The organism is Agrobacterium vaccinii, from assembly GCF_021310995.1.
Classification (GTDB): domain Bacteria; phylum Pseudomonadota; class Alphaproteobacteria; order Rhizobiales; family Rhizobiaceae; genus Agrobacterium; species Agrobacterium vaccinii.
Map to the genome: position 1 here is coordinate 724,668 of NZ_CP054150.1, position 14,397 is coordinate 739,064.

Sequence of the window (14,397 nt, forward strand, 5' to 3'; positions counted from 1 at the left end):
CCCAAAGACTTGGGCTGACTAGATTCCTGTGACAAGCACAGGAGTGAGGGGCACCACCACAGGCTTCTGACGAAAGCCGTGGCGTATCCTACCGCCGCAAACTCCCCAAGATACCCCGTACCAATGCACGCCCCACCGAACTTGCCACAGTCCGCGCCGCACTCTTCATCGCCGCCTCGATTACCGTTTCGCGCTGATAGCCACCAGCCTTGCGTTTTGCGCCAGTGGTGGAAGCCTGTGTCGGCTCCTCGTCGCCAAAGCCGGGCAGCTTCCAGCGGCTGGCGGCAGCGTCCGGTTGGTTTGCCTGTTCTTCGGCAGCACGCTTCGCCGCTTCCGCATCGGCGGCTTTCTGGGCGCGGGCTGCCAGAAGTTCGAAGGCGGATTCACGGTCCAGGTCCGTGTCGTAGATACCGGCAACCGGGCTGGTGCTCATGATGCTGCGGCGCTCATCATCGCTGACGGGGCCGACGCGGCCTGATGGCGGGCGAACCAGCGTGCGTTCCACTATGGAGGGTGCGCCCCTGTCGCCCAGCGTCGAAACCAGTGCTTCGCCGGTGCCAAGTGTGGTGATGGCATCCGCCGTGCTGAAGGCCGGGTTCTGGCGGAATGTATCGGCGGCGGTTTTCACCGCTTTCTGCTCACGTGGTGTGTAGGCGCGAAGCGCATGCTGCACGCGATTGCCCAGCTGTGCCAGCACGGTTTCCGGTACGTCCAGCGGGTTCTGCGTCACGAAATAGACGCCGACGCCCTTGGAGCGAATGAGGCGCACGACCTGCTCCACGCGCTCCACCAGCACGCGCGGTGCATCGTTGAACAGCAGATGCGCCTCGTCGAAGAAGAAGACGAGTTTCGGCTTGGCGGGATCGCCCACCTCCGGCAGTTCCTCGAAAAGTTCTGAGAGCATCCACAGCAGGAATGTGCCGTAAAGGCGCGGATTCATCATCAGCTTGTCGGCGGCCAGAACCGAGATCGTGCCGCGTCCATCGCTGGTGGTGCGCATGATATCGGAAATCTTCAGCGCCGGTTCGCCGAAGAAATGTTCGGCACCCTGTAGCTCCAGCACCAGCAGACCGCGTTGCAGCGAGCCAACGGAGGATTTGGAAATCAGGCCGAACTGGTTGGACAGTTCTGAGGCATGCTCACCCATATAGTTCAGCAGCGCCTGCAAATCCTTGAGGTCCAGCAGCGGCAACCCGCCCTGATCGGCAATCTTGAAGGCGATGTTCAGCACGCCTTCCTGCGCCTCGGATGCATCCATCAGGCGCGCCAGCAGAAGCGGGCCCATTTCGGCGATGGTGGCCCGCACGCGGTGGCCTTTTTCACCGTAAAGGTCCCAGAAAATCACCGGAAACTGCTCGAAGGCAAGGTCGGTAAAGCCGATCTGCTCGGCGCGTTTCGTCACCCAGTCCTTGGCCTCACCCTTGGCCGCGATGCCTGAGAGGTCGCCCTTTACGTCGGCGCAGAACACCGGCACGCCTGCCTTGGCAAAGCCTTCGGCCAGCACTTGAAGCGACACGGTTTTTCCCGTGCCGGTCGCGCCGGTAATGAGGCCATGGCGGTTGCCGAAGCGCAGGTCGAGATATTCGCCCTTATTGAGGCTATCGTCGGCGTTGCGGCTCGTGCCGATGTAGAGCTTTCCATCCTGCAACATCAGGCCATTTCCTCCGGTCAGCGGGCATGGGTGCCCTTTATCCAATCTTTGCAATATTCTTATATGAACTGGCTGCGGGCTCAACAACTGTTTGATAAGGTTGTCGAAGCAGGGCCGCAAACTTAGTTGCGGCACCATTTCCCACCTTGTGTCCAAACTTCAGTTGTTTTACGTTGACGTTAACGTCATTTATTCGTTTTCAGGAGGAAACTATGAGCGAAATCGTTACCCAGGTTGCCGATAAGGTTGGTATCGAACACGACAAGGCCGAAAAGGCTTTGGGCATGATGCTGGGCTTTCTCCAGCGTGAAGCGGATGACGCACCCGTCGCCAAGATGATCGAAGCCATTCCCGGCGCGCCGGATCTGGTTGCCCGCTTCAACGGCGAAGGCCAGGGCGGCGGCGGTTTGCTGGGTGGCCTGATGAGCGCCATCGGCGGCGGCGGCATCATGGGTCTGGGCCAGCAACTGATGAGCCAGGGCCTCGGCATGAGCGAGATTTCTGCGCTGGCCAAGGAAACCATCGCAATCGCTCGCCAGCACGCAGGCGACGAAACCGTGGATCAGGTCATTGCATCTGTCCCAGGCCTTAGCCAGTTCGCTTAAGTCATTGATCATTCAAGGCGCGGGGATGGCTTTTTGAAAGCTTCTCGCGCCTTTTCTATTTCGGCATGGTGGGTTTCGGCCCAAATCCAGACGCCGCAAAATGCGCTGCCCAAGGTCTTGCCGAGATGGGTCAGGCTATAGTCCACATGAGGCGGAATGACGGGGTGAACGGTGCGGTTTACCAGCCCGTCGCATTCCATTTGCCGCAGCGTTTTCGTCAGCATTTTCTGGCTGATATCACCGACGACTTTGCCAATCTGGGTGAAGCGCAGCGTGCCGTTTTCTTCCAGCGCTTCCAGAATGAGCATCGTCCATTTGTCCGCGACCTTCGCGATTATATCCTGAACCAGCGCCTCGATGGCCGGGTCGGTCACATCGGGTGGTGGGTGCTGGCGCCTGTTTTCGATCTCGGGATCGGCGTGATGCCTTTTCATTCAGACACTCTCTTTCGGGTAAGTATAAATCTTTTGGGTGCCTACTTTCGATTAGAGAGCATCGTAGCTAACTTGAGTTCACCCAACAAGAGAGGTTATCTCGATGAAGACGACAGGCAATACCATTCTCATCACCGGCGGCGGTTCCGGTATCGGTCGGGCGCTGGCCGAAGCGTTTCACGCGCTTGGAAATAAAGTCATCATATCGGGGCGTCGTTGGGCGGTGCTGGATGAGGTGACGGCTGCCAACCCCGGCATGGCATCCATGGTGCTGGACGCAACCGAGGCCGCCGGCATCCGCGATTTCGCAAACGCCTTGACCCGCGAGCACCCGGATTTGAATGTCGTCATCAACAATGCCGGCATCATGAAGAACGAGGATATCATATCCGCACCTGATTATCTCGACACTGCAGAAGAAACCATCGCCACAAATCTTCTGGCCCCCATCCGCTTGACAGCAGCGCTCTTGCCGCATTTTCTGCAAAAGCCTGACGCAGCGGTATTGACCGTCTCATCGGGCCTCGCCTTCGTACCCATGGTCGCCACCCCCACCTACAGCGCCACGAAATCGGCCATCCACGCCTATTCAATGGCCATCCGCGAACAGCTCAAAAGCACGTCTGTCGATGTCATCGAGATCATTCCGCCCTACGTCCAGACGACGCTCCAAGGCGATCATCAGGCAACGGACGAACGCGCCATGCCGCTGGATGCCTATATCGCCGAGGTCATGGATATTCTGATCAACCAGCCGGATGCGACGGAAGTGGTGGTGGAACGCTGTAAACCTCTGCGGTTTGCGGCTGAGAACGGCAATTTCGATCAGGTGTTTGGCATGGTGAACGGGGCTCATTCTTGAGGAGGAGATGGGGATCGAACAAGTCGCTCCCCTGTCTCGACGTCATCCTCGGGCTTGTCCCACTGCTGTCCGGTTTAAACCTCCGTCCATTGGAGCATCAACTGGTCATTGTGGCATCTGCTGCTGTTGGGTGGTTTGAGAAGACTGTCTGTTCTTTTTCGATGCATGAGGTTGGCCCGCACGAGGCGGGCGAAGATCCAGGGGCTTTTGATGGTCTTCTGGTCTGCCTGCGCCATGCGCAGAAGCAGGAAAGCGATGAGGGCCACGGTGATCTGAATGCGCACGGCGTTTTCTGAGACACCCAGGAAATGCTTGATCTTCAAGGTCTGCTTGACCCATTTGAAGAACAGTTCGATAGCCCAGCGGCGCTTGTAGAGATCGGCGATCTCTTGCGCAGTGGCATCGAGATCGTTCGACAGGATCCGCAGCACCTTGCCGGTATCCTTTTGCACCGTGATCTCGCGAACCGGGTCGCTGAACGGGTTCTTGCGGTTGCCGGCCTGACGGGCAGGCAGCAGACCAATGCGATCCGACAGGATGCGACCACCGTTTGCATCCGCGTCCTCCAGCGGCTGCTCATGCAACACCGTCAAGGGTGTATGGGACTTGAAGCGGGTGACGATGCGGCATCCGGCCTGATCCATCCTGGCCCACCACGAGAAATCATAATAGCCCAGATCAAAGACGTAGGTCGCGCCCGGTTCGATCGGCATGGCCTTGGCGGCGGTGATGTCATTGACATTGGCGGGTGTGACGGCGGCATAGATCGGTCGCTCTGCGCCCGCATCATAGACGATGTGGACCTTGGCTCCGCAAGCCTGATGGGAGAACCGCGCCCATTGCGATCCTGCACCGGAAAGGCGAAGGCTCGTGGCATCAATCAGATAGGTCGCCTCGCCGACGGACCGTCGCAACCCGCGCCCGGCTCGTGCGACCAGCTCGGCAAACAGACCGGTAAAGACCGCACTTGAGCGTTTGGCATTGGCATCAGCCAGTGTCGAACGTGAGGCCGGGCGTGCGCCGAGATGATAAAGGCGTGTCGAATGGCTTTCCAGACCACCTTCGATCTCGCGCAAGCTGACAGCACCGGCGAGTTGCCCATACAGCAGGGCGATCAACTGGCTCTTGGTGGACAATCGCCGGATATGCTTGTCGGTGCCATGCTCATCCACAAGCCGCTCGAAGGTCGACCAGGAAATGCGCTTCAAAAGATCATGAAAAACGCTATTGTGATGCCGCACGGTGTTGCCCCTCTTTCGTGTCCAAATCGTCGCCAAACGCTTGAATACGAATAGAATCAACACCGTGCGCCGTGTCTACAAATTTAAACCGGACAGCAGTGGGCTTGTCCCGAGGATCCAATCACGTCTCCATATTTGCGACGAGAAAGATGCTCGGGACAAGCCCGAGCATGACGAAAAGCGGGCGTTCAAACACGATCAACCCTTTGACAGTGCTATCCTTTTCTGCCCAAACCTACTTATCCCACTCCGGCGCCAGATGGCCCGGATTGACGATCCGGCCATCCGCCTTCGCCAGCGCAAAGATCGCCTGCATTTCGTCACTGGAAAGCTCGAAATCGAAGATGTCGTAGTTTTCCTGCAACCGGCTCTCCGTCGCGGTTTTGGATAGCCCGATGACATCCGGTTGCTGCACGGCCCAGCGGAGTGCGACTTGTGCTGCCGTCTTGCCGTGTTTCGCGCCAATGTCCTTCAGCACCGTATCGTGGGGCACCTTGCCGTCGGCCATCAAGTAGTAGGCCGTAATGGAAATGCCGTGTTTGCGGGCAGCTTCGATGACCTTGGTCTGGTCGAGATAAGGGTGGTACTCGATCTGGTTGTTGGCAACGGGTGCATCGGAGAGTTTTACGGCCTCGTCGGTCAGCGCCACGTTGAAGTTGGAAATACCGATATTGCGGGTCTTGCCAGCCTTGTGCACCTCGTTCAGCGCGCCCATGCGTTCCGCCAGCGGCACGTCGCTCTTTGGCCAATGCAGCAGAAGAAGGTCGACGTAATCAGTCTTCAGCTTTTTCAGGCTCTCATCGACCGACTTGATGAAGTCGGCATGCTTATATTGATCGACCCAAACCTTGGTCGTGAGAAAGATGTCGCCACGCGCAATACCGGAATTGGCGATGACGTCGCCGACGGACGCTTCGTTCTTGTAGATTTGCGCCGTATCGACGTGGCGAAAGCCGAGTTTCAGGGCCTGCGGCAGAATGCGGTGGACGTCGTCATCCGGCATCCGAAACGTGCCGAAGCCGAGCGCTGGAATGTTCGCGCCATTGGCGTTCACTGTGTGCATGATCGTCTCCTTGGTGGGAGTTGGCCCGGCAGTGCGGGCGGGAATGTGTACCAGGGATAAGTGTGTGGTTGGCGGTTTGGTTCAAGCCGCTTTAGCAACATTCGCCGAATGAAGGTTGGGCACATTGCGCAAAAGCCCCGGTTTTCTAGGCCCGGGCGGGACAACACAAAATGCGGGCACCATGGCCCGCATCGTTTTTTCCGTTGGTGATCTATCTGCCGAAACAGACCGGCTTTTCTTAGCTTGTCAGGCGTGGTGAGGTGATCACGCGCTTGAACAGGGCTGCCATGGCGTCAGTAATGCCCTGTGTCGGGCTGACCTCGAAGTAGAGGCCGGGCGTGGCGCATTCTTCCATCTTGGTGCCGATCTGCGACTGGAATGGGCTGATCCACTTGTTGTACCAGTCGTTGGTCGGCAGGGGCAGATAGGTGGTGTAGAGCACGGCGATGCGGTAGCCTTTGTCTTTCAGCGCGGTGCAAAGCTTTGTGTCGATAGGCTCCTGACAACGACCACCGGTCAGCTTCTTTGTGCAGCCCGATGGCTTGTAGCTATCGCCGACGCCATCGGAAACGAAGAAGACGACCTTATCGGGGTTTGCGGAACTCGTGCCATCGCCTGCTGTGCTCATCTTGGTGCTGATTTGCGTGAGAGCACGATCAAAGTCGGTCATCTGGTCGTTGTTGAAACCCTGCATCGGGATCGACATCAGGTCGATGTCGCTTGCCTTCTTTTTGGTGGTGGCAAGATCGGCACTCAAGGCCGATACTTCCAGAAGCTTGGTATCTTCAGCCTTTTCACCGAACGTATAGACTGCCATCCTGTACTGGTTGACGGCCTTGCGGGTGGCGACAGCGGTGTCCATCAGGCTTGCGGTTGCCTGCGCAACGACGTTGATGCGGGTGGTGACGCCAAGCGACTTGGCCTTGAAATAATAGCTGTTCTGGTCGGCCACACCGTCTTTCACGATGTGACAGGCGAAGGCACATTTGTCGCTGGTGTTTGCCACCAGCTTCGCCACGTCGGCGGGTGTCGCGCCAACGCCCATGGACGGTGTGTTGTCCAGCAGCAGGTAGAAGTCGCTATAGGTTTCTGTTTCGTATTTCGCGGTGGCCCTGCCGGCCACGGTCACGAATTGCTTGCCAAGGATTTTGGTCAGCGAGGTATTGACGGTGGCCTGAAAGGTAACCGCGGCCTGCACGACATTGCCGACCTTCTCAACGCTCAACGAAACATTTTCGACCTTGAAATCCTCGCGCCCCACGGCGTCGCTCGTGAAGAACTCCAGCGCCTCGCCATTGGGAACCGAAATCTTGCCGTCACCCGACATCTTCCGGGCAGCTTCCACATAGGTGGACATCTTGGCCACGGAAGACAGAACGGCGGCATCGGCCGCCTGCTGAAGATCGGTCTTTACAGCCATTGCCTGGCTGATATCCAGCGCCACGCCCGCCGACCCGAAAATCGGGACGATCATCAGCGCGGTCAGAATTCCAAAGTTACCCGATCTGTCTTGCCAGAAATTTCGCACGTTCTACCCCAGCGTTACGATGTGCTGGAAGTATAGGTCGACAAAATTGAAAACTCGTTTCCGTAGATAACTAACGTGTTGTGAATATATTGCATTAATCTATTGATATTCAGGCATAATCATAGGGCCTTAAAGCCGTTTCGAGATGACGGCGATCTTCAGGGAAATACAGTGTCACGTTCTCAGCGGCTTTTCGATCTCTTGCAACTTTTGCGCACGCATCGCAGGCCGGTCAGCGGCGCTGAACTGGCTAGAGAGACTGGCATCAGCCTGCGCACACTCTACCGCGATATCGCGACGCTTCAGGCGCAGGGCGCCAATATCGAGGGTGAGGCCGGTGTGGGATATGTGCTGCGACCCGGTTTTCTGCTGCCACCCCTGATGTTCACCGAAGCAGAAATAGAAGCGCTTGTTCTGGGCTCGCGCTGGGTGGCAGGCCGGGCGGATGGCACCATGGCAACCGCGGCGCGGGCAGCGTTGGCAAAAATCGCCGCCGTTCTGCCGGAAGAACTGGGCGAAGAGCTCGAAAACTCCACGCTTTTGATCGGCCCCGGCAAGGTGCTGGAGATGGCGCATGTCGAGCTTGGTGTGCTGCGGGCAACCATTCGCAGCCAGTTGAAAGCACAGATCGACTACGGCGATGAAAATGGGCAGGGCACGCAACGCACGGTGTGGCCCTTTGCGCTGGCGTTTTTCGATCAGGTTCGGGTGGTTCTGGCATGGTGCGAGCTACGGCAGGATTTTCGCAGCTTCCGCGCACACCGCATCACCGCGTTCCAGCCAACGTCCACACGATACCCACGCAGCCGCCAATCGCTTTTGAAGGAATGGCGTGCGCGCCAGACAATCACTGCTGACAAAAACTGACAGCAGTACGGTCTAGGCTCACTCCATCGTCACAAAGGAGACAGAGCGATGACCCACCCCAACTTCACCATCCTGTTCGCGGAAAACCCGGTAAAAAGCACCGAATTCTACAAGGACCTGTTCGGCACTGCACCGGTCGAAGCGTCCGAGACCTTCGCGCTGTTCATTCTGCAAGGCGGCCTCAAATTCGGCCTTTGGTCACGCCACACGGCAGAACCCGCCGTGACCGTGACAGGTGGCGGAACGGAAGTCGTCTTTCAGGTGGCGGCGGATAGCGATGTCGATGCGCGCCACCTCGAATGGAAGGCCAAAGGCCTGACTGTTCTGCAAGCGCCGACCGCCATGGATTTCGGTTACACCTTCGCAGCCGCTGACCCCGATGGGCACCGCCTGCGCGTTTACGCCTTCCACGGCTAACGCTTGACCGCCACGATAAACAGGCGTGGAAACCGCAGCAGCCGCCGCCCGTCTGCCATGGGTGGATAGGCGGCGTCGATGCGGGCCAGATAGTCGGTGAGGAACGCTTCGCGGTGTTCTTCGCCTGCCGCATCCAGATAGGGGCGAAGGCCGGTGCCCTTGACCCATTCCACAATGGCCTGGGCAGTCTGCATAGGATGGTTATAGATCGTGTGCCAGACATCGACGCGTGCCGATTTCGGAGAAAGCCGGTCGAAATAGGTGGCGGGAGAAGGCAGGGGGTGTCGGCGCAATCGGTTGCCCTCGAATGCTGCGCTCCAAGGTCCCGCAGCGCCGGTTTCTTCCATCGCAAGATGGCTGGGCTCGCCCAAATTATCCGGCATCTGCACGGCCAGCACGCCGCCGGGCTTCAAGTGATCCATCAGCGTAACGAGAACATCCAAGTGGTTCGGCAGCCATTGAAAAACGGCATTGGCATAGAGCAGATCGGCCTTCTGCTGTGGCTTCCATGTGGCAAGATCGGCTCTCTGGAACGTGGTGTTGGGCAACCGAAGCCGCGCTTTTTCCAGCATATCCTGATCGCTATCCACGCCCGTGATGACGTTGACACCGTAGCGTTCGGCCAGAAGCTCCGTGGAATTGCCGGGTCCACAACCCAGATCGTACCCCGCCACCAGCTTTTCCAGCGGCACCTGCGCCAGGAGATCGCTGGCCGGACGCGTGCGTTCATTCTCGAATTTCAGATATTGTTGCGCCGACCAGACCATTTTTCACTCCTTCGCCAACCTTGAATTTTGCACGGCGTGGCGGCCCTGACCAGCCGACAACCCATCAATAAGCGTGATGGGTCCATCGACGCCGTTTGTGTAATTGCGCAATAAAATCCAAGGATTGGGGCGGTTTTCCGTAACTTTCCATCAATTTCCGATGTCAGAAGCATTTGGTCTTGACGCTTGGAGTGCAGAGGCATTCATTCGCCGGAACTATTCCAAGGAGAATGCCATGTCCGTCGATACCGCACCCCGATCCACCACCTGGACTTATGTCGATGGCCAGTGGCTGCCCGGCAATCCGCCGTTGATCGGGCCGACCTCGCATGCCATGTGGCTGGCTTCCACGGTGTTCGATGGTGCGCGCTGGTTCAACGGTCTGGCGCCGGATCTCGATCTGCACTGCCAGCGCGTCAACCGCTCTGCCATCAACATGGGCCTGAAGCCGACCTTTACGGCAGAGGAAATCGAGCAACTGGCGCTGGAAGGTGTGGCCAAGTTCGATGGCAATATGGCGATCTACATCAAGCCGATGTACTGGGCCGAACATGGCATGCCGGGCAGCATCGTTGCACCGGATGCAGCCTCCACGCGCTTCGCACTATGCCTGTTCGAAGCGCCGATGGATGCAGGCGCGCCTGTAACACTGACGGTCTCGTCGCTTCGCCGCCCTTCGCCGGAAACAGCCATGACGGATGCCAAGGCCGGTAGCCTGTACCCCAACAGTGGACGCGCCATCATCGAGGCCCGTTCTCGCGGGTTCAGCGGCGCGTTGATGCTGGATATGAACGGCAATGTCGCCGAGACGTCCTCGGCCAACGTCTTCATGGTCAAGGACGGTGTCGTCTTCACGCCCGTGCCCAACCGCACCTTCCTCGCCGGCATTACCCGCTCCCGCGTCATGCTCCTGCTGCGTCAGGCCGGTTTCGATGTGCGCGAGGTAACGCTCTCGGTTCAGGATTTCCGCGAAGCCGACGAAATCTTCTGCTCCGGCAATTACTCCAAAGTCTCGCCCGTGACGAAGCTGGACGAGCGTGAATTGCAGGCCGGTCCGGTCGCCCGTAAGGCGCTGGATTTGTATATGGAGTGGGCGGCGAGCTCGGGTGTCGAGGCGGAGTGAGGGAGCCAAGCCGCAGGTGTTGAGCTTGGGGCGGGACCCCTCACTTGCGATTTCTAACACTTAGCGAAGACGCTAAGATGTTGAAATCGCTTTCTCTCCCACAAGGGGAGAGATAAGGCTGCCGCGCCGCCGCAGGTTACCTCTCCCCCTGTGGGAGAGGACAGAAAATCACGATCTTAGCTGAAAGCTAAGTCGTAGATTTTCTAGGTGAGGGGTCCAGCCCCTTGCTCCAACCTGTCACCCCTGCACCAACACACCCCGCGCCACATCGACCACCGCCTGCGTCAACGGCTTGAGCTTCTCCGCCGCCAGCCGGTTCACCTGCCAGTACAGCGGAATATCCAGCGGCGTATCGGGCACCAGTTCCACCAGGCGTCCCGAGGCCAGATGCTGGGCCACCAGCGCGTGTGGGTTCATGCCCCAGCCCATGCTCAAAAGCGCTGCATCCACGAAGCTTTGGGTGGAGGGCAGCCAGTGGGTGGGGTGAACGACCGGTGCACCGAAGACATTCGACACCCATTGATGTTGCAGCCGGTCCTTCTGGTTGAAGGTCAGCGCTGGTGCCTGTGAGAGCCGCGCTTCCGTCACGCCGCCTGCAAAATATCGCGCCATGAATTGCGGGCTGGCGGTTGCGTGGTATCGCAATGACCCAAGCGGCGTGACGCGGCAACCCTGCACCGGCTTTTCAAGGCTGGTGACGGCACCCAGAACCCGGCCGCGTTGCAGCCACTCCGCCGTGTGGTCCTGATCGTCGACGGCAATGTTCAGCAGGTAGTTCTGCTCGGTGGCAAAGCCGGAGATGGCGTTGAGAAACCACGTGCCGAGGCTATCGGCATTGGTTGCGATGTGCAGCGTGACCTGCCGCCCCGGCTCGTCTGGCGTGAGCAGAGCGGGCAGTTGCCCGAACAGCTCCGTTTCCAGCATGCCGACATGCTCCATGTGGCGGCAGACCCACTCGCCCTTTTCCGTTGCCGTGCAGGGACTGCCGCGCAGGATCAGCACCGCACCCAACCGTTCCTCCAGTTGCTTGACGCGCTGTGAAACCGCCGAAGGCGTGACATGCAGCGCCTGCGCCGCCCGCTCGAAGCTGCCCGTCTGCACCACCATGGCCACTGCGCGAAGCGCCGCATAATCCAGCATATAAGTTAGCCTGCCTTAATCACGATAAGAAACCTTAACTGGATTAACCCAACTGCGCGCTCTATCCAAACCATGAATGAGGGCAGGACGATGGATTTTTCGACGTACATGACCGGTTTGACGATGGGGCTGACTCTGATCGTGGCCATCGGCGCGCAGAACGCGTTCGTCCTGCGGCAGGGCCTGCGCGGCGAGCACGTCTTCGCCGTGGTGCTGGCCTGCGCCCTGTCGGATGCCATTCTCATCACCATCGGCGTCACCGCATTCCGGCAGATGGCCACCATTCTGCCTGCGCTGGAACCCGCCATGCGCTATGCAGGCGCTGCATTTCTGTTCTGGTACGGCGCAAAAAGCCTGCAATCGGCGCTCGGCCCTGCCAATGCCCTCGCCGCTGCCTCCGGCAACGCCTCACACCTCTCGACAACGCTCGCCACCTGCCTTGCGCTGACATGGCTGAACCCGCATGTCTATCTCGACACCGTCGTGCTGCTCGGCACCATCTCCACGCAGTTTCCGGGGGCAGAAAAAGCATTCTGGGCAGGGGCGGTCACCTCGTCCTTCCTGTTCTTCTTTTCGCTCGGCTACGGCGCTCGCTGGCTGCGCCCCATCTTCGCCAATCCTCAAGCGTGGCGGATACTGGAGGGCGTGATTGCGCTCACCATGTGGCTGATTGCCATCAAGCTGTTGGCGGGTGGTTGAGAATGGCGGCAAGCGCCCGAAGCGGCGCGGTCAAATGCTTGTCGCGTCGAAGACCAAGCGCCAGCCTTCGTTCGAGCTTGGGTGACAAAGAACGCGCCGTCAGCGGCGAAGATTCTGCCTCACTCTGGATGGCCATGGCTGGAATGATGGCGACACCCAGCCCTGCTTGCGCGAGCTTCTTCAAAGCTTCGACGCTGCCGAGTTCCATCACTGGCTGAACGCGTTTGCCGCTCGCCCTCAGCCAGTCATCCACCAGCCGCCTTGTATTGCCACCTTCGTAAAGCAATAGCGGTTGGGCGGAGAGAAAATCGGCGGTGATTTCACTTGGTAGCGGCGCGGCATCTGGCGGAAAGATCGCCACCAGTTCTTCGCAATGGATATCGCGCAGTTCGATGCTGCGCCCGCTCGTGGGCAGTGTCACGATGGCTGCATCGATCATATTCTCTTCCAGAAGCCGCAGAATATCCGGCGTATTGCCGGTCTGAACCTTGATCTCGACATCCGGCATGGCTTGGTGAATCTGACCCAGAATGGCAGGCAAAAAATAGATCAGCGTCGTCGCACCTGTGCCGATCCGCAGCCGACCAGAAGTGCCGCTGCGGTGAGGCGCCACGGCCTCTAGTGCCTGCTCGACATCCTCCGCGATGCGCCGCGCATGGACGAGAAGATCATGACCAGCAAACGTCGGCTGCATCCGCCGCCCCACGCGCTCCACCAGCCGTGTGCCCAACTGCTTTTCCAGCAAGCGAATATGCAGACTGATCGCAGGCTGGGTCATGCCTGCTTTCTGCGCTGCTGCTGAAAAACTGCCGAGATCAGCCACGTCCATGAAGCTGCGCAATTGCTTGAGATCGAAATCCATAGACAAAGAATCCCTTATGGTTTGCATAAGATGGATAATCTTTATTTTGGCTTCCGCCTGATGCAAACTGTGTGCAGTGAATTTTCCAGGATATTGAAATGCATTCCCAGCCAAGACCAGCCGTCACCATCCGCCCCTGTGAAGAGGCTGATATCGAAACCATTACAGAGATCTATCGCGATGCCGTGCTTTACGGCAGCGCCAGTTTCGAAATCGAGCCTCCTTCCGCCGAGACGATGACCCAGCGCCGGGATGCTTTGGTGGCGGGGGGCTTTCCCTATATCGTGGCGGAGGTGGAGGGCACGGTTGCGGGCTATGCCTATGCGGGACCGCACCGCGCCCGCCCGGCCTATGGCGCGACGGTGGAGGATTCGATCTACGTCGATCAGAACCGCAAAGGCCTTGGCATCGGCAAGACGTTGCTGCTGGCGCTCATCGACGAGGCAACCGCCAAAGGCTTTCGGCAGATGGTGGCGGTGGTCGGCGATTCGGAGAATGCCGCCTCCGTCGGCGTCCACCGTGCGGCAGGCTTCGACATGGTCGGCACGCTCAAATCCGTTGGCTGGAAGCACGGTCGCTGGCTCGATATCGTGTTGATGCAGCGTCCGCTGGGTGACGCGGACACGACGCCACGGTTTTGATCACGGCTTGGTCGATCCCGGCAGTTCGACCTTGACGGTGTCGGCTGAAAATTCGCTGCCGAGTTCGACCTTCTTCGTCTTCTTGTCGTAAACGCAGATGTGGCTGATGGTGGTCTTAGTGCCCTTGGCGTTGCCGGTGAGGATCGCCAGGCCATAGTTTTCGCTGCCGGTCGGATCGACCACCGCCTTGGCATCCTCGATCATGTCCTTGGATGCATCCAGACATTTGGCCTGCACATCGGCTGCGAATTCCTGCCATGCAGCGTCGGAAGAGGCAACGGCGGGCAGTGCCAGAAGGCTTGCCAGACCGGCTACGAAAAACTGTCGTACCATGGTGTTACTCCTTGGAGTGTACTCGCCGCAAAAGAGGACGGATTTTCTTGTTTCGGTACGGCAGCCTCGGGTTGAAAAGTGTTTTCCGCAGGGCATGAGACGAATTTTCTCTTTTGCCGGAACAATTTGATATTTCACAGGTTGCCTCGGATGGCGTCCGCTCT

At 58.7% G+C, this 14,397-nt stretch carries 16 protein-coding genes; 7 read left to right on the forward strand and 9 right to left on the reverse strand.

Translation table 11 applies throughout. The annotated features are described in order from the left end of the window. Positions 1-88: 88 nt before the first annotated feature. A complete protein-coding gene (locus tag HRR99_RS03635) occupies positions 89-1,651 on the reverse strand; it encodes a helicase HerA-like C-terminal domain-containing protein (RefSeq protein ID WP_233122804.1) in 1,563 nt (520 codons plus the stop codon). Positions 1,652-1,863: 212 nt separating this feature from the next. Here HRR99_RS03635 and HRR99_RS03640 point away from each other — a divergent pair, with 212 nt between their 5' ends. Continuing rightward, positions 1,864-2,256, forward strand: a complete 393-nt coding sequence (locus tag HRR99_RS03640; protein ID WP_045231254.1) for a DUF937 domain-containing protein — start codon at positions 1,864-1,866, stop codon at positions 2,254-2,256. Between the two features lie 8 nt (positions 2,257-2,264). Here HRR99_RS03640 and HRR99_RS03645 read toward each other — a convergent pair whose 3' ends face one another. Further along, positions 2,265-2,690 (reverse strand): winged helix-turn-helix transcriptional regulator, encoded by a 426-nt coding sequence (locus HRR99_RS03645; RefSeq protein WP_233122805.1) that lies wholly within the window; start codon positions 2,688-2,690, stop codon positions 2,265-2,267. A 103-nt stretch (positions 2,691-2,793) separates the two neighbouring features. Between HRR99_RS03645 and HRR99_RS03650 the strand changes: the two genes are divergently transcribed. Beyond that, the gene (locus HRR99_RS03650; protein WP_233122806.1) at positions 2,794-3,552 is read left to right on the forward strand and encodes an SDR family oxidoreductase; all 759 of its coding nucleotides are present in this window, start codon (positions 2,794-2,796) and stop codon (positions 3,550-3,552) included. 74 nt (positions 3,553-3,626) lie between these two features. Here the strand turns inward: HRR99_RS03650 and HRR99_RS03655 are convergent, their stop codons facing one another. From HRR99_RS03655 to HRR99_RS03665, 3 genes are all read right to left on the reverse strand, one after another. After that, positions 3,627-4,793, reverse strand: a complete 1,167-nt coding sequence (locus HRR99_RS03655) for an IS4 family transposase (RefSeq protein ID WP_233122807.1) — start codon at positions 4,791-4,793, stop codon at positions 3,627-3,629. Between the two features lie 235 nt (positions 4,794-5,028). After that, on the reverse strand, positions 5,029-5,856 hold the full coding sequence (locus tag HRR99_RS03660) for an aldo/keto reductase (RefSeq protein ID WP_233122808.1): 828 nt from the start codon (positions 5,854-5,856) through the stop codon (positions 5,029-5,031). A 238-nt stretch (positions 5,857-6,094) separates the two neighbouring features. After that, positions 6,095-7,384 (reverse strand): TadE/TadG family type IV pilus assembly protein, encoded by a 1,290-nt coding sequence (locus tag HRR99_RS03665; RefSeq protein ID WP_422387288.1) that lies wholly within the window; start codon positions 7,382-7,384, stop codon positions 6,095-6,097. A gap of 171 nt (positions 7,385-7,555) precedes the next feature. Here HRR99_RS03665 and HRR99_RS03670 point away from each other — a divergent pair, with 171 nt between their 5' ends. Both HRR99_RS03670 and HRR99_RS03675 read left to right on the forward strand, forming a co-directional pair. After that, entirely contained in the window at positions 7,556-8,251 is a 696-nt protein-coding gene (locus HRR99_RS03670) for a helix-turn-helix transcriptional regulator (RefSeq protein WP_233122809.1), read from the forward strand. A 48-nt stretch (positions 8,252-8,299) separates the two neighbouring features. Next, complete coding sequence (locus HRR99_RS03675) at positions 8,300-8,668, forward strand: VOC family protein (protein WP_233122810.1); 369 nt, start codon at positions 8,300-8,302, stop codon at positions 8,666-8,668. On the opposite strand, the gene tam is transcribed toward HRR99_RS03675, so the two are convergent. Further along, positions 8,665-9,435: a trans-aconitate 2-methyltransferase gene (tam, locus tag HRR99_RS03680; protein WP_233122811.1), complete on the reverse strand. Its 771-nt coding sequence runs from the start codon at positions 9,433-9,435 to the stop codon at positions 8,665-8,667. The two genes, HRR99_RS03675 and tam, sit on opposite strands and share 4 nt — an antisense overlap. Before the next feature lie 235 nt (positions 9,436-9,670). On the opposite strand from tam, the gene HRR99_RS03685 reads away from it, so the two are divergent. Beyond that, positions 9,671-10,558: a branched-chain amino acid aminotransferase gene (locus tag HRR99_RS03685; RefSeq protein ID WP_233122812.1), complete on the forward strand. Its 888-nt coding sequence runs from the start codon at positions 9,671-9,673 to the stop codon at positions 10,556-10,558. 237 nt (positions 10,559-10,795) lie between these two features. On the opposite strand, the gene HRR99_RS03690 is transcribed toward HRR99_RS03685, so the two are convergent. Then, positions 10,796-11,698 carry a LysR family transcriptional regulator ArgP gene (locus HRR99_RS03690; protein WP_233122813.1) on the reverse strand — a complete coding sequence of 301 codons (903 nt, stop codon included), beginning with the start codon at positions 11,696-11,698 and terminating at the stop codon, positions 10,796-10,798. 90 nt (positions 11,699-11,788) lie between these two features. Here HRR99_RS03690 and HRR99_RS03695 point away from each other — a divergent pair, with 90 nt between their 5' ends. Beyond that, on the forward strand, positions 11,789-12,397 hold the full coding sequence (locus HRR99_RS03695) for a LysE/ArgO family amino acid transporter (protein ID WP_233122814.1): 609 nt from the start codon (positions 11,789-11,791) through the stop codon (positions 12,395-12,397). Here HRR99_RS03695 and HRR99_RS03700 read toward each other — a convergent pair. Beyond that, on the reverse strand, positions 12,375-13,259 hold the full coding sequence (locus HRR99_RS03700) for a LysR family transcriptional regulator (protein WP_233122815.1): 885 nt from the start codon (positions 13,257-13,259) through the stop codon (positions 12,375-12,377). The genes HRR99_RS03695 and HRR99_RS03700 overlap by 23 nt on opposite strands. Before the next feature lie 98 nt (positions 13,260-13,357). Here HRR99_RS03700 and HRR99_RS03705 point away from each other — a divergent pair, with 98 nt between their 5' ends. Next, complete coding sequence (locus tag HRR99_RS03705; RefSeq protein ID WP_233122816.1) at positions 13,358-13,900, forward strand: GNAT family N-acetyltransferase; 543 nt, start codon at positions 13,358-13,360, stop codon at positions 13,898-13,900. Here HRR99_RS03705 and HRR99_RS03710 read toward each other — a convergent pair whose 3' ends face one another. Beyond that, entirely contained in the window at positions 13,901-14,233 is a 333-nt protein-coding gene (locus HRR99_RS03710) for a hypothetical protein (protein WP_112498413.1), read from the reverse strand. It abuts the gene before it with no gap. Positions 14,234-14,397: the final 164 nt, after the last annotated feature.